Origin of the sequence: Desulfoluna butyratoxydans, from assembly GCF_900699765.1 — a bacterium.
Classification (GTDB): domain Bacteria; phylum Desulfobacterota; class Desulfobacteria; order Desulfobacterales; family Desulfolunaceae; genus Desulfoluna; species Desulfoluna butyratoxydans.
Window position 1 is genome coordinate 140,077 of record NZ_CAADHO010000006.1, and the last position, 17,855, is coordinate 157,931.

At 59.6% G+C, this 17,855-nt stretch carries 15 protein-coding genes; 8 read left to right on the forward strand and 7 right to left on the reverse strand.

Annotation, left to right across the window (positions count from 1 at the left end):
* Positions 1 to 67 precede the first annotated feature (67 nt).
* Positions 68 to 1,468: a sigma-54 interaction domain-containing protein gene (locus MSL71_RS16645; RefSeq protein ID WP_246317811.1), complete on the reverse strand. Its 1,401-nt coding sequence runs from the start codon at positions 1,466 to 1,468 to the stop codon at positions 68 to 70.
* 561 nt (positions 1,469 to 2,029) lie between these two features.
* On the opposite strand from MSL71_RS16645, the gene MSL71_RS16650 reads away from it, so the two are divergent.
* The 3 genes from MSL71_RS16650 to MSL71_RS16660 all read left to right on the forward strand — a co-directional run bounded on the left by MSL71_RS16650 (position 2,030) and on the right by MSL71_RS16660 (position 4,204).
* On the forward strand, positions 2,030 to 2,578 hold the full coding sequence (locus tag MSL71_RS16650) for a flavodoxin family protein (protein WP_180142486.1): 549 nt from the start codon (positions 2,030 to 2,032) through the stop codon (positions 2,576 to 2,578).
* A gap of 56 nt (positions 2,579 to 2,634) precedes the next feature.
* Complete coding sequence (locus tag MSL71_RS16655; RefSeq protein WP_180142488.1) at positions 2,635 to 3,462, forward strand: class I SAM-dependent methyltransferase; 828 nt, start codon at positions 2,635 to 2,637, stop codon at positions 3,460 to 3,462.
* A 187-nt stretch (positions 3,463 to 3,649) separates the two neighbouring features.
* Positions 3,650 to 4,204, forward strand: a complete 555-nt coding sequence (locus MSL71_RS16660) for a gamma carbonic anhydrase family protein (RefSeq protein WP_180142490.1) — start codon at positions 3,650 to 3,652, stop codon at positions 4,202 to 4,204.
* 161 nt (positions 4,205 to 4,365) lie between these two features.
* On the opposite strand, the gene MSL71_RS16665 is transcribed toward MSL71_RS16660, so the two are convergent.
* Together MSL71_RS16665 and MSL71_RS16670 are read right to left on the reverse strand one after the other, a co-directional pair.
* Positions 4,366 to 5,262, reverse strand: coding sequence for a hypothetical protein (locus tag MSL71_RS16665; protein ID WP_180142492.1), 897 nt, complete (start codon positions 5,260 to 5,262; stop codon positions 4,366 to 4,368).
* Between the two features lie 734 nt (positions 5,263 to 5,996).
* Positions 5,997 to 7,118 carry a DUF362 domain-containing protein gene (locus MSL71_RS16670; RefSeq protein WP_180142494.1) on the reverse strand — a complete coding sequence of 374 codons (1,122 nt, stop codon included), beginning with the start codon at positions 7,116 to 7,118 and terminating at the stop codon, positions 5,997 to 5,999.
* A 428-nt stretch (positions 7,119 to 7,546) separates the two neighbouring features.
* On the opposite strand from MSL71_RS16670, the gene MSL71_RS16675 reads away from it, so the two are divergent.
* Entirely contained in the window at positions 7,547 to 8,275 is a 729-nt protein-coding gene (locus tag MSL71_RS16675; protein WP_180142496.1) for a sulfite exporter TauE/SafE family protein, read from the forward strand.
* 339 nt (positions 8,276 to 8,614) lie between these two features.
* Here MSL71_RS16675 and MSL71_RS16680 read toward each other — a convergent pair whose 3' ends face one another.
* The 4 genes from MSL71_RS16680 to MSL71_RS16695 all read right to left on the reverse strand — a co-directional run bounded on the left by MSL71_RS16680 (position 8,615) and on the right by MSL71_RS16695 (position 12,320).
* The gene (locus tag MSL71_RS16680) at positions 8,615 to 10,339 is read right to left on the reverse strand and encodes a TIGR03545 family protein (RefSeq protein WP_180142497.1); all 1,725 of its coding nucleotides are present in this window, start codon (positions 10,337 to 10,339) and stop codon (positions 8,615 to 8,617) included.
* Between the two features lie 17 nt (positions 10,340 to 10,356).
* Positions 10,357 to 10,860: a TIGR03546 family protein gene (locus MSL71_RS16685; RefSeq protein WP_180142499.1), complete on the reverse strand. Its 504-nt coding sequence runs from the start codon at positions 10,858 to 10,860 to the stop codon at positions 10,357 to 10,359.
* Between the two features lie 212 nt (positions 10,861 to 11,072).
* Positions 11,073 to 11,732 (reverse strand): CsgG/HfaB family protein, encoded by a 660-nt coding sequence (locus MSL71_RS16690; protein WP_180142501.1) that lies wholly within the window; start codon positions 11,730 to 11,732, stop codon positions 11,073 to 11,075.
* A 309-nt stretch (positions 11,733 to 12,041) separates the two neighbouring features.
* Positions 12,042 to 12,320, reverse strand: coding sequence for a hypothetical protein (locus MSL71_RS16695; RefSeq protein WP_180142503.1), 279 nt, complete (start codon positions 12,318 to 12,320; stop codon positions 12,042 to 12,044).
* On the opposite strand from MSL71_RS16695, the gene MSL71_RS16700 reads away from it, so the two are divergent.
* The 4 genes from MSL71_RS16700 (at position 12,319) to MSL71_RS16715 (ending at position 17,622) form a co-directional block, all read left to right on the forward strand.
* A complete protein-coding gene (locus MSL71_RS16700; protein ID WP_180142505.1) occupies positions 12,319 to 13,317 on the forward strand; it encodes an adenosine deaminase in 999 nt (332 codons plus the stop codon). The genes MSL71_RS16695 and MSL71_RS16700 overlap by 2 nt on opposite strands.
* Positions 13,318 to 13,654: 337 nt before the next feature.
* Positions 13,655 to 14,656: a Fe(3+) ABC transporter substrate-binding protein gene (locus MSL71_RS16705; protein WP_180142507.1), complete on the forward strand. Its 1,002-nt coding sequence runs from the start codon at positions 13,655 to 13,657 to the stop codon at positions 14,654 to 14,656.
* Positions 14,657 to 14,932: 276 nt separating this feature from the next.
* Positions 14,933 to 16,585: an ABC transporter permease gene (locus MSL71_RS16710; protein WP_218951059.1), complete on the forward strand. Its 1,653-nt coding sequence runs from the start codon at positions 14,933 to 14,935 to the stop codon at positions 16,583 to 16,585.
* Positions 16,582 to 17,622: an ABC transporter ATP-binding protein gene (locus MSL71_RS16715; protein WP_180142509.1), complete on the forward strand. Its 1,041-nt coding sequence runs from the start codon at positions 16,582 to 16,584 to the stop codon at positions 17,620 to 17,622. The genes MSL71_RS16710 and MSL71_RS16715 overlap by 4 nt, the downstream gene beginning before the upstream one ends.
* Positions 17,623 to 17,855: the final 233 nt, after the last annotated feature.

A 17,855-nucleotide genomic window follows, 5' to 3' on the forward strand; every position in this document is an offset into this window, starting at 1 on the left:
CCGCGTTCAATAAGATATCTGATGGCGTAGAAAAAGAACCTGTCCCCTGTGATCTAACCTCTTTGACTCAGGGTTGGCGGAGGGGGATTCCCCATTGCTTCATTCGTTTCCACACGGCGGTTCTGCTGACACCGAGCCGCCTTGCCGCCTCGGCCTTGTTCCAGTTGGTTTCATGGAGGCGGGCTGTCAGCAGTTCCCGGGTCAGGGGGCCGGAGGGGAGGGTGGGGGGCTCCACAATGGCAGCGCCTGGTCCGATGGGAGTACAGGTCTTTTCTCTGATTTCGAGGGGCAGGTGGTCCGGGAGGATGGTGCGGGCGTTGCACAGCACAAAGGCGTGTTCGATGGCGTTTTCCAGCTCTCGCACGTTGCCCGGCCAGTGGTGGTCCAGGAGCCTCTGCATGGCCGTGGGGGATATCTTCTGGATGTTTTTTTCCGTCTCTGTGTTTAACCAGTGACAGAAATGGCGCACCAGCAGGGGGATGTCGGTTTTTCTCTCCCGCAACGGGGGGACGCCGATGGGGAAGACCTTGAGGCGGTAGTAGAGGTCCTCCCTGAATTTTCCCTCTTTCACAAGGGCATACAGGTCCCGGTGGGTTGCCGTGATGACCCGGATGTCCAGCCTGCGCTGCCGGGACTCTCCGATGCGCTCGATGGTGCGTTCCTGAAGGACCCTGAGGAGCTTGACCTGTACCAGGGGACTCAGTTCGCCGATTTCGTCCAGAAACACCGTGCCGTGGTTTGCTTTCTCCAGGCGACCGACGCGGTCGGTGGAGGCTCCTGTAAAGGCTCCTTTGGCGTGACCGAAGAGCTCGCTCTCCAGAAGGGATTCCGAAAGGGCCGAGCAGTTGACGATGACAAAGGGGCCCCTGGCCCGCTCGGAGTTGTAGTGGATAGCCCCTGCCACCAGCTCTTTGCCGGTGCCGCTCTCCCCCTGGATCAGGATGGTGGCCTGGCTTGCCGCCGTGGCCTTGATGGCCATGAACACCGCCTGCATGCAATCACTTTTTCCGATGATCCGGTCCAGCCGGTGGCGATCCCCAAGTCGGCGGGTGGCTTCCTCAAGGGTCGTCCGTGCCTTTTCCAGCTTTGTGAGATCTGTGATGGCCTCCACGATCCCGATCACCTTTCCGTTTTCATCTTTGACTGCCGTGGCGTTTTTGATGGCCGGGATGTCGTGGCCGTCTTTGTGTTTGAGGAAACACTCGCGGGCACCGGTTATGTTTCCTTCCAGAATGCCGCAGCGGGTGGGGTCCCCGGTTCCCAGGACACCGAGACAATTGGAGATCTTCAGGGTCCGGCAGGTTTTGCCAAGGGCCTCAGCCGCCGAAAATCCGGTGATCTGCTCCATGGATTTGCTCCAGAAGGTGATGTGTCCGGTGATGTCCAGGGTGAAGACCCCGTCGGCGATGGTGTCGATGATCTGTTTCAGGGCCGGGTGGTCGTTCATTTCGCGGAGTAAGCTTTTCACGTCAACGCTCCTGAATCTGTGAGAAATGGAAAGGAAGCCGGGTTCTTCCATGTGGGGTTCCAGAGTGTCCGGTGGGCCGAAACGTTAACTCGTATGGTACGCTTTGACATGGCTTCATGCAAGTAATTCCATTTGTTTTGGTCGCTTTGGTGAAATCAGGTTAACGGTTGCTTGTGGTGGGTTAACGAAACGCGTGATGAAAGTTAACGTAAACCTATGCCGTTCTCAGCACCCTTTCCATAGAAATGATTCTTCCTTGCAACGTTCTGTCCCGTATCATTTTAAACCTGTCCCCTAAAGAATCCTTCGACAAATAACCTCATAACTATTCAGTGGTGTCGTTCAATGTGCTTTTATCACATGGTTTATGCGATGTGCTTTTAGGCGCGGTCGCCGACGTCTAGTCGGTTTGGATCGAGAGGATACAAGAACCTGTCCCCTTTTGTTCATTTGCTGTGGCACATGGGTTGCAACGTGCAAAGGGCGTAAAGAGTCGGCCGTAAACCTTTCGGGGTGAGCGTGCTGTTGTCGCTTGGTTACGATGCAAAGGAGGCACTACTGATGAAATCCCTTATCCTCTATGATTCCATGGGGGGCAACACCGCCCTCGTTGCCGAGACCATTGAAAAGGCCCTCGGGGCCCGTGCCATGGCCACTGACCTGGTCAAGGTGGACAAAGACCTTGATATCGACGTGTTTGATTACGACCTGGTCTTTATCGGGTCCCCTGTCATTGACTGGTTGCCCACAAAACCCCTGATGGATTTTGTGAAACGAAAAATGAAGGCCTATGCCAGGCAAGGCGTGGTCAAGCCTTCGTCTCCCCTGTTGCCCGGGAAATTCGGTGTCAGCTTCGGGACCTTTGCCGGGCCCCATATCGGTGAGAAGGAGGCCCTGCCCATGACCATGTGGCTTAACTCCTTTCTTGAGCACCTGGGTTACGCCGCCCTGGACCAGTGGCTTGTGGTGGGAAGGCACCACCACAACAAGGAGATCAACCTGAGCGGCCGCCTGGGCAACATCGAGGACCGGCCCAATGCCGCCGATCTGGCCGTTGTCGAGCACAAGGTGGGGGGCCTCGTGGACTCATTGAGCGCCTGGTGCGCATGAACAGGCAGGGGCATCAAAAGAGCCTGTCCCTGCATAAAAAATGAAGGAGGACGACCGTGACAGCCATCAAATCAAAAACGCCAAGAGAGTACTGGGATGAGAAGGCCGGTTTTTTTGCCTCGGATGAGCGGAGGCAGCAACATCGGCGTATGACGGACCTCTATGAGACAAGCTGCTGGCGGTATATCGAACCGGTACTGCCCCCAAAGGAGGGCAGCCTCATTCTGGAGGCGGGGTGCGGCACAGGGCGGTGGGTCTATCACCTGGCCCCCATGGGGTACCGGATGGAGCTCCTGGATTTTTCAGCCGAGATGATCCAGCACGCCGAAACCCATGTCACGCGCCAGGGGCTGGGCGGGCTTGTGCTCGGATATCACGTCCGGGACCTCTGCGACATGAGCGCCTTGCCGGACAACGGCTACGACCTGGTCCTTGCCCTGGGCATGCCCCTGTCCCTGTGTAGCGACCCCGTAAAGGCCGCAGGGGAGATGTTCAGGATCGTCAGGCCGGGGGGGCATGTGGTGTGCGATGCCATGAACCGTCACCGAACGGCCCTGGACATGGCCCGGAAAAAGAACATGACTCAAATGTTCAATGCCTTGAACACTGGACGTGTGGTGGCAGATTCCGGGTTGACTCACCATTGCTTCAGCCCGGATGAGCTTGTCTCCCTCTTTGCCGATGAGGGGTTCGATGCCTGCCGGACCGCGGCCATTACCCCGTTTTTCGATGTGCCTCCCTCCCGGGAGCAGGTGGCCATCCTGGACGATGACACCCTGTTTAATCAGGTGTCCAACATCTTTCAGGCCGTGTCGGAGGATCCCGGGGTCATGGCGGTGTCGAGCAGGCTCCTGATCGTGGGCCAGAAACAGGGCCCGGTGTGAGTATGCAGCAAGGGACAGGTTCATGTATCATTGCATGCTTTTTGTTGATCTGAGGAAAGAACTATGTTTCTTTGATCCTGCAGGTGGCAAGGGCGACACCTTTTCACCTGCCTGGATTCCATGCGTGTGGCAGCATGAAGGCAGCAGACGGCAACCCAATTGAGTCTTTAAAATGTAAGGAGTCCCAATGCTCTACAAATTCGACGGAAAACAGCCCTCCGTGGGAAAAAACACCTACGTCAGCGAGCTGGCCAGCGTCATCGGTGACGTGGTGATCGGCGACAATTGCTACATCGGTCACGGGGCCATTGTCAGGGGGGATTACGGCAGGATTGAGATCGGAGACGGCACTGCCGTGGAAGAGGGGGTGATTATTCACGCTCCCCCCGGTGCGGTCAACCGCATTGGGATTCGCGTGACCCTGGGCCACAACGCAGTGATTCACGGCAAGGCCATAGGGGACGGAGCCGTCATCGGCATGGGGGCTGTGCTGAGCATTCTTTCGGACGTGGGCACGGGTGCCATCGTTGCCGAAGGGGGCATCGTCAAGGCCAACCAGTGCATCCCGGACCATGTGGTTGCCGCAGGGAACCCGGCAAAGGTGATCCGCAAGGTGTCGGCCGATGACAAGGCCCTCTGGGACTTCGGCAAACAGATCTACATCGATCTCGCCCAAAAATACCTGGATGAAGGGATGGAGCCGGTGGTCCAGGGAGAAAACCCGTCTGCTTCAGTGGGCTAACGGTGGACGGTATTCGCTGGGTAACAATTCAGCTTAGGGCTATGCCCCAAAATAATAATACATAACGATGCTGCATCTCAAATTCGTCATGTGTATTTTATTCTTGGCATGGCCCTTAAAAACACTTCGGCGATCCGACGGAGGCACCTGATTCGTTGCCCTTACTTTTTGCCATCCTCTTTTACCTGCCAGTGCCCGTCGGAGTCTAAGCAGATCGTTCGGATGTTTGTCTCTTTTTTGCCGGACCTGGGCTTGAGGTCAAACCGAAGGTCGACACAGGAGGTCCCGTCTTCTTTAAAGGCCCGGACCAAAGAGACCTTGCCGCTGTTCTTTGATTTGCGGTTGGACCACTTAACCGATTGACGCTCCAGGTTTTGGAGCAGGTCGGTGGCGGCTTCCACCACTTTTTCCTCGTCCTCCGGGGTGATCCCACTGGCGGAAAACAGGGAGCCGGAGATGCTTTTGCCCGCATCTTTGAGGAGCCTGTACGGAGAGGTGATGACCCCTTTGAAGACACCGGTGACGGCATCCTGGGAAGCCCTGCCGACGATGGTCTGGGCTTCGGCCACAATGGCCTCCACCCGGGTGAGGATTCCCGGGATGTCCTTGCGAACGGCCTCGGCCTCCTCAAGGGCTTTGTCGACCCGTGGCAGGACCTCATCCATCTGATCGGTGACGGTGTTCACGGTTTCGTAGATGAGGGGGAGCTGCTTTTCCAGCTCTGCGACCTGGGCCTGGATGGCATCAACCCTGGCCAGGATGGAGGGCAGCGCCTCACGGAGCTGCTCCACCTCGGAGAGAATCGGCGGAATGGTCTCCCGGATTTTGCCCACTTCCGTGAGGATGGGGGGCACGGTCTCCCTGACCTTTCCCACCTCTGCCACAATGGGGGGGATCTCTTCGGTGATCAAAGGGATGGTGGCCACGATGTCGTCGACCCGGGTCAACACACCGGGCACTTCCCGGGCGACGCCCTGGATGCTGTACGCCAGCCAGGCCAGGGAACCCGCTAAAAGGGCAATGGACAGGGCCAGGGCGGCTGAGAAGATGTTTTTCATGGGGAACCTTTTGGTTGGTTTTTCTGTTGCTATTCGGCTTGCTTCGGGCGGGTCGCTTTTTAAAAAAAGCTCCGCAAAACCGTCCCAGTTGGATCGTCTTCTTCTGCTCAGACCCAACAGGTCTGGGCGGCAGAAGACGATGTATGGCCGATACGGTGAAAAGCAGTCGGTTTGCCGATAATGTTCGGCCATTCTGAGGCCTTCGCAAGGCCTGTTTGGCAAACGTTCGTGTCCCGCCGCAGCCCTTGGCGAAGGCGGATGAAACGTATGCCCCCCACCAGGGCCACCGGAGTTCTTTCGGCTAACGTCAAGCTCGTGCCAAGTGCCCTTTATTGTGTTTCCAGAAAAATGAAATGGGCCTCTCTTGCAAATACGACTGCCGCATGTCACACACCACGCGAATGCCCCGAAAGCGGTTGCATGATGTCTGCCGTCGTGCATTCGCCATAGGGTTTCAAAGCGCCCCCACTTTGCCGCCGGAGTTATTCCGGTTAAAGTCAAGCGAATTGCAAAAGCCCTTCATCGTGATTCCTGAAGAATGAAATAGGCCTCTTCAGCATAAGCGGTTGCCCCATGGCGTACATCACGCGAATGCCTTGTGAGCATTCGTATAACAGCGACCTCCATGCATTCGCCATAGGGTTTCAAGGTGCCCCCACCTTGCCGCCGGAGGCTTGTTTTTTTACCCTCTTTAGCCGTAGAAGGCTGTTTTGGGTTCAGAATAGTTCCGTTTTTTAAAGTACCCGATCCACAAGCCGTTTGCCCTTCTGGAGCCATGTCCCGAGGCGGGTGTCAACGGCTTCCAGGGCCGCGTGGGGGCAGACCTCCACGCAGCAGTAGCACCGGATGCACGTTTCAAGGTCGAAGGCCACGGCCTCGGGGGTCTCGGAGATGGCGTCCACCGGGCAGTAGGACAGGCAGTGGTTGCACTTCTGGCAGGCGGCCGGGTTCACCACGGGGCGCTGGACCATGTGTTTCCGGATCAGGTGCTTGAGAAACGACGGGCCGAAGGTCACCGGGCTCTGGGTCGGGAGCTTGAAGTCCTTGAAGACGGCCTCGGGCACAGGCAGAGGCGGCATGTCCGTTAAGAGCCCTGAAGCCAGGGCCGCGGCCAGGGTGGGCAGTGTCTCAGGGGCAAGGCCTGCCATGTGGGCGCAGGTGGCATCCACCTCGTGAACGTGTGACCCGGCCACGAGAAAGCCCATGGGCCTTGGGGTGCCGCTCTTGCCGGGGCCCTGGCCTTCCAGGCCCGTGACAGCGTCCACCAGGGTGACCGTGGGCCGAACCGCTTCGGCGATGCCCACCAGGAGTTTTGCGAACTGTTCTCTCTGGATCCCGGCCCGTGCGTGCCATCTGGGTTTTTCAAATCCCACCACGCACCCGAAGAGGTTTTTAACCCCCAGGGTCAAGGTCATCATGGCATGGGTCTTGAACTTGGGCAGGTTGATGACCATGGAGGTCTCCAGGGCCTCTTGGGCCAGCCCGATGGTGCCGAAGGGTGCCCCGATATCCACCGGCGCTGCCGTCTCGAATCCCCGCACTTCAACGTCCATTCCCTTAAGGGCGTCCTCGAATCCTCCCATTCTCCAGATTTTTGCCACGCTCCCCACGGCGGGGCTGTCCGCGATGAGGGGCCTTGCCCCGCGGTCCAGTACCCATGCGGCCGTGGCCCGCACCACCAGGGGGTGGGTGAGGATGGCCTTGTCCGGCGGGGCTGCCAGCAGGAGGTTGGGTTTGATGAGGACCTCCTCGCCGGCGCTCGGAGCCTTGGGCAGGTGGCGGTCCAGGAGGTCTCCCACCTGGCGGGTGAGCAGGGCCTGGTCATAGGCGGATGCGACAATCTCTGGGGTGGTCATGGGCCCTCCGGGGGTGAGTGGTCAGCGTTGGGTGCCGGGCGCGAGGCATGTATGCCGGTAAGGCGGCCTCAAAAAAGACAGAGGCCTCGGTCATGTCCCGTCGCTGTTGTGTACCACAGACACCGGCCAAGGGAAAAAAGGTTTTGATTGCGGGCAGCGTCTTTGCCTTACGCCGACTTTGGCGGCTGGGTATTGAAGGGGTGGGGCCCTTCGTTGGCCTCTGTTATTACATAAAATAGGTTATGAAATGTTGACAGCCAGAAGAACCGGATGGTAGATTTTTTTCCTTTTTGTCTGGGATCATGACGATGGCCTTCGGAAGGCGTTGGGACACCGTTTCATGCCCGCGTAAGCTGTTCCGTCGGTGCCTGTGGGCTTTTATTTTGTGTCCATGGCGCGGTGGCGGGCGCATGAAGGAGACTCGGTACGTGTTTGAACAGCCTGAACTCTGGCAAATCCTGGCCGCCAATGTGGCCGCGACCTTCGGGGCCTTTATCCAAAGCGGCACCGGGTTCGGCATGGGACTTCTGTGCGTGCCCCTGCTCACCCTCATTGACCCGGTTTTTGCGCCGGGCTCCTTTCTTCTTGCCAGTATGTTTCAAAACAGCGTTATGGTGGTCAGGAACCGACGGGGGCTCCGCCCGGACTGGTTGAGGGCCATCCTGCCCGGCATCGTCATGGGATCTGTGGCCGCCTATTTTGTGTTGAAAAACCTGAAAGGGCCGGGGGTCGAGCTGGCCATCGGGTTTACCATTCTCTTTGCCGTTGCCATGAGTGCCGTGGGGGTTCGCGTGACCGTGGGGCGCAACACCCTTGTGGGCGGTGGTGCTGTTGCCGGCATGATGTCCACGGTGGCCGGTGTGCCCGGCCCGCCGCTGATTCTTCTTCTCCAGAACGAGGTCGGTGTCCAGATCCGGGCCAACCTTGGGATCACCTTCATGTGCGGGAGCTTTGCCTCCATCACCGCCCTCTATTTGTCGGGGCGCTTCGGTGGGCTCCACGCCCTCCTCGGCTTTTCGCTCCTTCCCGGGATCCTCACCGGCAGTCTCCTGGCCGGGCCCTTTGCCCGCTTTCTGGATCGCGCCTTTTTGCGCCCGGCTCTTCTGGTGCTTGTCAGCTTCGGGGGCCTGGCACTGATCCTGCGAAACCTTCTCTGATTGCAGCCATCCAGCTTATGCCTCCGGCGGGTCGCTTTTTTGAAAAAAAGCTCCGCAAAAAACGTTTCTAAGAAAATGTCGGAATTGTTTCGGCGGAGCCTATGAATGATTACTTGAGACCTGTTTGTCAAACGTTTTAAACGCTTGGCCCCCGGCAGGGCCGCCGGAGGCTTTTTTGATCTGAATCGTTACCTGAAAAGTTGAACAAACAGCCATCAGAGAAACGCCGCAACCTGGGAGTCAGGGGATCTCCCCCTGGCCGCCGAAGACAGGCTCTTCCTGCCCCACTTCAGCCATAGAACGTTTCCTCTGATCTTGAATGCATGGGGCGCCATTTGGTTAGAGAAGCCCTTTGCCCTCTTCGATTTTTTTTGCGAGGTCGTCATCCAGGGCTGTGATGCCGCCCAGGCCGGTGTCTGCCGCGGAGAAAGCCCCCCCTGTTTTTTCGCTGATGGCGGCCTGGAGCTCCTTATCAAAGTCCGCGGTGAGTTCCTTGGTGGCGTTTTGGAAGGCCTGTTTCATGATGGTGTCCAGATTTGAGGTGACGTTCAGGTCGTAGTTGTCCAGGGGGCCCGTGGCGCTGCCCTGAACCGAGAATTCCGTCACACCCTTGAGGGTCCGGCCCAGGGCCTGCTGGAGGGCACCGGGGTCGGTGGGGTCGGCAAAACGCACCTGGGTCATCTGTGCGGAGACGGCAGCGTCCAGGGCCTCGCCCCCGGTGATGTCCGCATGGCCCGTGACCGAGGCCGAGGCCCCTTCCATGCGGATGGTGTCTGCGGACCCCACCGGGCGGATTCCGATGCCGCTGCCGGAGAAAACGAACCGGTCCCCGGCGGTCTGCGGGCTGACGCGATCCATGGTGGCGGTGAGGTCAACGGCCTCGATCCCTTTGAGATCACGTCCCGCCAGCGTCAGGGCCATGGGCTTGCCCACCAGGGGCTGCTGGGCGGTGACGTTTTCCACGGTGCCCGACAGGATGCCGGCAGGGATTTCCACCTCAAGGGCGCCCCGTGAGATGAGAAATTCCGGCAGGGGGCGCTTCTCCGCAAAGGCGATGTCCACGCCTTTGCCCCGGATGCGCCTGGGCGCTTCCCCTTTGTCCATACCCTTTTCTTGTGGTTTTCCCTCTTCATCCGACGGATCCTTTTCCAGCATGGGCTGGAGCTTTTGGTACCATCGGATCGCGGTTTCCACCTTGCCTTTGTATGCATCCCCGAAAAGCAGGCCGGTGATGTTCCCGGCGCCCACGGCCGAAGGTCCGTAGGTCTCTTTGAGGCGGGTGTAGTCCGCACGGGCCAGCTTGGGCAGGTTTTTTATCCGTTTTTCAAGGCCTGCGATTTCGTTTTCCAGGTCTTTTTTGACTGACTTGATGGCCTGGATATCGGCCTCCACCTCATCGGCGATTTTTTGAATGTCTGCGGCCTTGGTGAGGAGGGCTGTCCAGTCGGATTTGCCGCTGGTGAGCTCCTCGATGCGTTTTTCGTAGGCCTTGAAGTCCTCTTCATCGGGCAGGTCGGCGATGCGCTGTTTGAATTCGCCTTTCAGCTTTTTGATGTCCTCCCTTATCTTTTCGGCCTCTTCCACGCTGGCCAGGGTCTCCTGCTCCAGGATCTTTTTCGGGTCCTTTATATCCAGGGAAGGCAGGGAGAGGGTGGACGTTTTCTCCTCGGTTTTTTCAGGGGCGGCCTCTTTTCTTTTGATCACGGCCCCGGAGTAACTCCGCTCGGTGTCGAAGCGGATGCCCGTGGCCGCCATGGTCGGGACAATGCACTTACGGAAGAAGAGGGGGGCGGTGGACACCGTGAGGACGATGTGCCGTGCTTCCACCGCGTTTCGCATGGGGGCGTCGGGGTTGGTGACGGCAAGGCCCTTGAGGTCAAGCCCCGCAGGGAAAAGGCTGAGGTCGGCGTCGGCCAGTTCCACCCGGGCCCCCACAATGAGGGTGCCCGTGGTTTCGATGGCCTTTTTGACGAGGGCGTCGGCAAAGAGAACGAAAAAGAGGACCAGGGCCGCGGTGATCACGGCAAAGGCGGCCACACCCTTGATGCGAATCCATTTTTTCATGGGAAACCTCCTTGGGGTCAGGCCAGGGCCTTGTAAGCGGCGTAAATTTTGGATGCCTTGAAGAACTGCATGACGCGGCTCTTATCGACCCAGGCCAGAAGATGGTCCCGGTAGGCGAGGATGAGCCGGTTCAACACGAGAAAAAGGGGCACAAAAAGGGCCAGGGAGGTGATGAGGCTGCCCATGACCACGGTGTTGTTGAATCGCGCCAGGCGAAACAGGGAGATGTTGTACAGGGCCGTCCAGGTGCCGTTTAGGGCCGGCAGGGTGAGGACCTGCTTGCCGAGGCCGTGGAAGAGGGGATCCAGGAGCCAGGCCATGCCGGAAAAGACCCCCCATCCCAGGAGAAAGGCCGAGAGGTTGACCCGGATGACGCACACGGCAAAGAGGATGACAAGGTTGTGCAGGGAGAAGAGCGGGGTGAAGCCCAGCACCATGGAAAGGCAGATGGCCAGGCTGATCTGGGCCGGTTCCGCCTCGGAGTTCAACAGTTTTAAAAGATTGGCAACCAGCTGGATCATGGGGCCTCCTTGGGCAGGGGGATGCGATGGGGCTCAACGGGATGTCGCGGTCTCATTTTGCGATTGTCTCATGTTTTTAATGTATTAGATTAGGAGGGGCACGGCCCGGTGTCAAGGCGAAAAGCGCGTCTCACAGGGCGCAACAGCCCGCAGCACCATGAGGTGCTGATCCGGCTGGCGGGGGCTGCACCGGCCCCCGCGGCGGGGGGCTGTTACAGGGACGGAAACATGTCGTACTCTTCGCTCGTGGTCTTCAGGGCAGAGTCGGTGCTGGAGAGGATCTTTTTCACCAGGCTTTTGGAGGTGCGGTCGGCAAAGCGGACGCCGTTGCAGTCGCAGGGGGAAAACATGTCGCCCTTCATGCCCGAACTGCGGGTGATGGCCCCCTTCCAGAGGACCTCCCCTGTTTCGATATGCACGGCTTTGACCGAATAGCTCAAGGTGGTGCAGGAGACCGTTTTCATCTTTCCCTTTACCCGCTCGTATTTCGCTTTTTTGAAATCGCGAACCATGCCCAGGATGACAACGTTGGCGTTGGTCATTTTTCCGATCTCCTTGAGCTGGGTCTCGTCCACGTGGCCCATGTAGGAGAACTTCATCTCGCCCAGGATTTTTTCCACGCTGCTTCGTTCGACGATTTTGTAGCCGGATTTCATGAAGGCGGTTTCAAAGGCGTCGGTCACCACGTCCGAGACGTCAAACCCGAAGTTGTCCTTCCGGCCCGACCGCTCGTCCACAAAGGGGAGAATGGCAAAGCTGTCGTGGTCGAGTTCTGTGAGCCGGGGGCTCAGGACCACGGTTTGATCCGGCTGGAGCATGGCACATCCGGTGGAAAACATGAGGGCGGCAAGGAGGAGGGCGATTCGTTTCATGGCTGTATCCTGTGGGCGATGAGGGCGTAAGCCCGAATAGTTCATGGGAAAACGATCAGGTTAGATTAATAATCCATTATTTCAGCGTTTTCTGATCGAATTTCTCACCCTTCGGGCGAGCCGAGAGTCTCCCTCTTCTGCGCTATCAGAGCGTTGAGGTAAACAACGACACCTGCGGCTCTGATGCTTTGAATATGGGTGCACTCGACTCGTGAAATATCCGGGTAAGGGCGCCGGTAAATTGAGGTCTGAGTACCGTTTGCCGTTATTCGTTTCGGGCTGCTTCCATTGAGCTGTATTCCTGACGTCTTATATCGTATGGGGAAGCCGGTGGCAAGGGGCCGTGGGGATGTCGGCAGGGCCGCCGGAGGCAAAAATGGGGATGCCGGGGCGGCAAAGGGGCGGATGATCCCCTGCCGTGGCCAGGTTCAACATTTCCTTTTCGGGCCAGGCGGGATACCATGGCAGAAAAGCCAGCAGGGGCCGGGACGCCCCGCCGGACGCAAAGGCGCGAACCCGGCCCACGACCCGCCCGGTTTCCCTGACGTTATGCCACAATCCAAAACAATCCTTCCGGGAGATTCCCATGGACATCTCATTTATTCGCAACCTGCCCAAGGCCGAGTTGCACCTCCATATAGAAGGCACCCTTGAGCCGGAGCTGATGGTCGTCCTTGCCGAGCGAAACGGCATTGCGCTGCCTTACAAAGACACCGAGGCGATTCGACAGGCCTATCAGTTTACCAACCTCCAGAGTTTTCTCGATATCTACTACGCCGGGGCCGGTGTGCTCCAGACCGCCCGGGACTTTTACGACCTTACCTGGGCCTACCTCGAGCGCTGCAAAGAGGACAACGTGGTCCATACCGAGATCTTTTTTGATCCCCAGACCCACACGGAGCGGGGTATCGCCTTTGACACCGTGCTTGAGGGCATCGACAAAGCCCTTGAAGACGCCCGGGAAAAACTGGGGATTACCAGCCATCTTATCATGTCGTTTCTGCGGCACCTGCCCGAAGAGAGCGCCTTTGAGACCCTTGAAGCGGCACTTCCCCACAAGGACCGTATCATCGGCGTGGGCCTCGACTCCTCGGAGGCGGGGTTTCCCCCGGAGATGTTTGAACGGGTCTTTGAAAAGGCCCGTCAGGAAGGGTTCATCCCCGTGGCCCATGCCGGGGAAGAGGGCCCCCCTGCGTACATCTATCAGGCCCTGGACCTGTTGAAGGTGGCACGCATCGACCACGGGGTGCGGGCCGTTGAAGATCCGGCCCTGATGGCCCGCCTCATCAGCGAGCGCATGCCCCTGACGGTCTGCCCCTTCTCCAACGTCAAGCTCAAGGTCTTTGAGACCCTTGCCGACCACAACATCCTGGCCATGCTGGACCAGGGCGCCTGTGTCACGGTGAACTCCGACGACCCGGCCTACTTCGGCGGCTACATGAACGCCAACTTCCAGGGGCTGGCGCAGGACCTGAACATGACCGAGGCCCAGGCCCGCCGCCTGGCCGCCAACAGCTTTGAGGCGAGCTTCCTTCCCGAGGCCGAGAAGAGAGCCTGGATGGCCAGAGCACTGGGCGAAGGGTAACGAAAAAGCCACGAACATAGTGAGGCCACGGGAGAGATTTTCCGCGGCTGTGGAGCTGTTTATCCCGCCGGATGCATGATGCGTCCGGCGGGATTTTTTTTTGTGGGGTGCTGAAGGGCGGTCAACGCCATGGAGGGCAAGGGTTCTGTGGTGTGTTGATATCGAAAGAAAGTTTGTTGCTCCAAAAAATGTGCTTGATTCAAAAAATGCTTCGGGGTAAATAGTTCCTCGCTGCGGAACGTGCAGCGGCCCGGAGGGTATCCTGCCGGGGCCATGCTTTTCAAATAGCTGGCCGCCGGAGGCAACGGAATGGTTACAAAAAAAATATGGAGCAACGATGAAGATTATACTCAGCGCCCTGTGCGCCGCCATGGTGACGTTTACCGGCCTGTCCCAGGCCTTTTCCCAGGAACTCGTGGTCTACTCGGCCCGCAAGGAGCACCTGATCAAGCCCCTGTTCGACGCCTATGAAAAGAAGACCGGTGTCACCGTCCGCTACGTCACCGGCAAGGCCCCGGTGCTGCTGGAGCGCCTCAAGTCCGAAGGGAGCCGGACCCCTGCCGACATCCTCATGACCGTGGACGCGGGCAACCTCTGGCATGCGGCCAACGAGGGGGTGTTGCAGCCTGTCTCATCCGAGGTGCTGGCGGCCAATGTCCCGGCCAATCTGCGGGACCCTCAGAATCGGTGGTTCGGCCTCTCCAAGCGGGCCCGCACCATCGTTTACAGCACTGAGCGGGTCACCCCTTCCGAGCTGTCCACCTATGAGAACCTGGCCGATCCCGCCTGGAAAGGCCGCCTGATCCTCCGCACCTCCAAGAAGGTCTACAACCAGTCCCTGGTGGCCATGCTCATGGCCGAGCACGGCGAAGCAGACACCCAGGCCCTGGTGGAAGGGTGGGTGAGCAACCTGGCTGCGCCGCCCTTCTCCAGCGACACCAAGGCCCTTGAGGCCATTATGGCAGGGCAGGGGGACGTGGCTGTGGTCAACACCTACTACTTTGGCCGTCTCCAGAAGAAGAACCCCGGCCTTCCCCTGGCCATTTTCTGGCCCAACCAGAAGGCAGGGGGCGTCCATGTCAACGTTTCCGGCGCCGGTGTGACCAAGCACGCCAGCCACCCCGAGGCGGCCAAGGCCTTTCTGGAGTGGCTCTCCGGCCCCGAAGCCCAGAACCTCTTTGCCGACGCCAACATGGAGTACCCCGTGAACCCCGCCGTGAAGCCCCATGGGGCCGTGGCAGCCTGGGGTGACTTCAAGGGCTCGGATCTCGGCCTTGAAAAAGCCGGTGAACTCCAGGCCGACGCCATCAAACTCATGGATCGCGCAGGTTACAAATAAGGCGAGTAAAAAAAGCCTCCGGCGGCCCTGTCGGCGGCCAAGTTTTTGAAAAGCTTGACAAACAGGTTTTTGCTCAATTTCACGAAAATCTTTGCGGAAGCACTTCCCCTGAGGAACGAAGGGGGGAGGGCTTTCGCAACCTGGGGGCCAGGGGTGGCGAAGCCACTTAGGCTAAAAAGCCCCTGGCCGTCGGAGGCTTGCTTTTCAAGCTGAGCAGTGACGTCGTGTGATGGGTAACGTGGTGCAGGGAGTTGTATGGAATGGTGTGAGTCAAAAATGGCAGCTGAACGGTTTGCCGGAGCGTTCCGATGGCGTGGCCAAGCGGAGCCCTCCCTTGTGCCCATGGCTGTGGTGGCCCTGGTGGTGCTGCTGCCCATTGTGCTGGTGATGGCCTCGGTAAGCGCGGACACCCGGGAGATTTGGGGGCACCTCAGGGAGAACCTGTTGTCCGGGCTCTTGGTCAACACCGCGGTACTCTCCGCCGGGGTGTTGGCCTTGACCGGTTTTTTCGGGGTGTCGGCCGCGTACCTGACGGCCCTGTGCGAGTTTCCGGGGCGGCGCTTTTTCTCCTGGGCCCTGCTGTTGCCCCTTGCTGTTCCTACCTATGTAATGGCCTTTGTCTACACCGGCCTTCTCGATTTTTCGGGACCGGTGGCCACCTTCCTGCGGCAGCACCTGCCTGCCGTGGCACCTTTGCTGCCGCCCATCCGGTCCACGGGCGGGGTCATCCTCGTGTTGTCCCTGGCCCTGTATCCGTATGTGTTTCTACTGGCCGCCGGGGGATTCGCTTCCCAGGGGGAGCGGGTGCTGGAGGCCTCGCGCTGCATGGGGCTGGGCCGGTGGCGCCTCTTTTTCCGGGTGCTGCTTCCCATGGCACGGCCCTTTATCCTGGCCGGGCTCATTCTGGTGCTCATGGAGACCCTGGCGGACTTCGGGGCGGTGTCCGTGTTCAACTACGACACCTTTACCACGGCTATCTACAAGGCGTGGTTCGGTTTTTTCTCCATCGACACCGCCTCCCAGCTCGCCTCCATTCTCGTGATGCTGGCCCTTCTGGTACTCACCGCCGAAAGCTGGAGCAGGCGGCGCATGCGTTATGTGCGGGGCCGTGACGGGCGTCGCGCCAGGCGCATGCCCCTGACCGGGAGGCAGGCGGCCGGGGCCCTCTTGTTTCTGGGCGGGCTCTTTGCCGTGGCCTTTGTGGTGCCCATGGCCCAGCTGCTCGTCTGGGTGGGCGAGGCGTGGCAGGAAGAGCTGCACCTGGGTTACGGAAGGCTGTTTGCCAACTCCCTCATTCTCTCCGGGGCCGGGGCCCTATTCACCCTGGCGGCGGCCCTGTCCATTGCCTTTGCCGGGCGAAGGGCCAGGGGACGCCTGCCTGCCGTCCTTACCCGGCTCTCCCTGTTGGGTTACGCCCTGCCCGGCACCGTCCTTGCCGTGGGCATGGTGCGGGTCCTTGGGGGGATGGACCAGATGGTGGCCGGGGCCTTTGCCATGTTTGGCGCAGGGCTCTCCGGCCCTCTTTTTCAAGGGACGGTGTGGATGATGCCCGTGGCTTACATGGTGCGGTTTCTCTCCGTGGGGTTCAGTGCGGTGTCCGGCAGCCTGGGCAGGGTCTCCCTGTCCATGGATGAGGCGGCCAGGACCCTGGGGGTGAGCGGCATCTCCCTGGTGCGGCAGGTGCACCTGCCCCTGATTCGGGGCGGCATGGTGACCGGGGCGATCCTGGTGTTTGTGGATGTCATGAAAGAGATGCCCCTGACCCTGATGACCCGGCCCTTTGGCTGGGACACCCTGGCCGTGAAGATTTTTGAACTCACCTCCGAAGGGGAGTGGGAGAGGGCGGCGATTCCCGCCGTGGCGCTGGTGGTGGCGGGGCTCATTCCCGTGGGGCTGCTGGTGTGGCAAAAGGAAAAGGGGAAAACATGATGTATCTGGATGTTAGCGCAGTCACAAAACACTTCGGGGAGACCTGTGTGGCCCGCAAGGTCGGTTTTTCCCTTGGCCGGGGCGAGCTCGGGGCCCTTCTGGGGCCCAGCGGCTGTGGCAAGACCACCTTGCTCCGCATGATCGCCGGGTTTGAAGAACCGGACGACGGGGCCGTCTACCTGGGCGGCCGACCCTTGTGGGACGAGGGCAAAGGCCTTGCCGCCGAAGATCGGAAGATCGGCATGGTGTTTCAGGATTATGCCCTGTTTCCCCATCTCACCGTCCGGGAAAACATCGCCTTCGGCATGCAGGGCACCGGCAGGGCAGAACGCCGGGAGACCATCGGCGAACTCCTTGAGGTCACCGGCCTTGCCGGGGCGGAGAACCGCTACCCCCACGAACTCTCCGGCGGCCAGCAGCAGCGGGTGGCCCTGGCCCGGGCCATCGCCCCCAAGCCCCGGTGCCTGCTCATGGACGAGCCTTTTTCCAACCTGGACGTCACCTTAAGGGAGAGCCTCTCGGCCGAGGTGCGGGAGATCCTCAAGCGCTTCGGCATCACCGCCCTCATGGTGACCCACAACCAGCACGAGGCCTTTGCCATGGCCGATCGCATCGGGGTGATGATGGGCGGCACCATTCTCCAGTGGGACACCCCCGAGGGGCTGTACCACGCCCCGAAGGACCTTGACGTGGCCCGGTTTATCGGGGAAGGGAGCCTCCTTACCGGGACCCTCTCCCCGGACGGGACCCTGGATTTTGGTCTGGGCGCTTTGTCCGTGGGGGACACGCCGGGTATGGAATCTGCTAAGCGGGTCCGGGTTTTTGTGCGGCCCGAGGCGATTCGCATCGCCCCTTCCGGTGACGGGGCGTTGGCGCGGCTGGAGAAGAGTTGCTTTCGAGGCCCGGGCCGCAGTTGCCTGTTCACATTGCCCTCGGGGGAGCGGGTCAAGGTCGAGGCCGGTCCCCGGTGCTCCCTTCTGGAGGGAGAAACCTACGGCCTGGGTGTGGACAGAAACGGGGTTTCCGTTTTTCCCTGACGAAGCACCTCTTTACTAACGGGTTCCTCTTTCCTCATGTTTTCTCATTATGTATAATGACGGCTCTCAATGTCTGACCATTGAAAAATGAAGATCCGTTGTCATATTGTGACCGTGAACCCGGGCCATGATGTGGCGGCGGGTTCGTTCTGAGCGGTTTGCTCCCTGCCTGGCCCCATGGTCGATTCCATCGCCGGTATATCCTGTGAGTTACCGGAAGACCCCTTCCACGA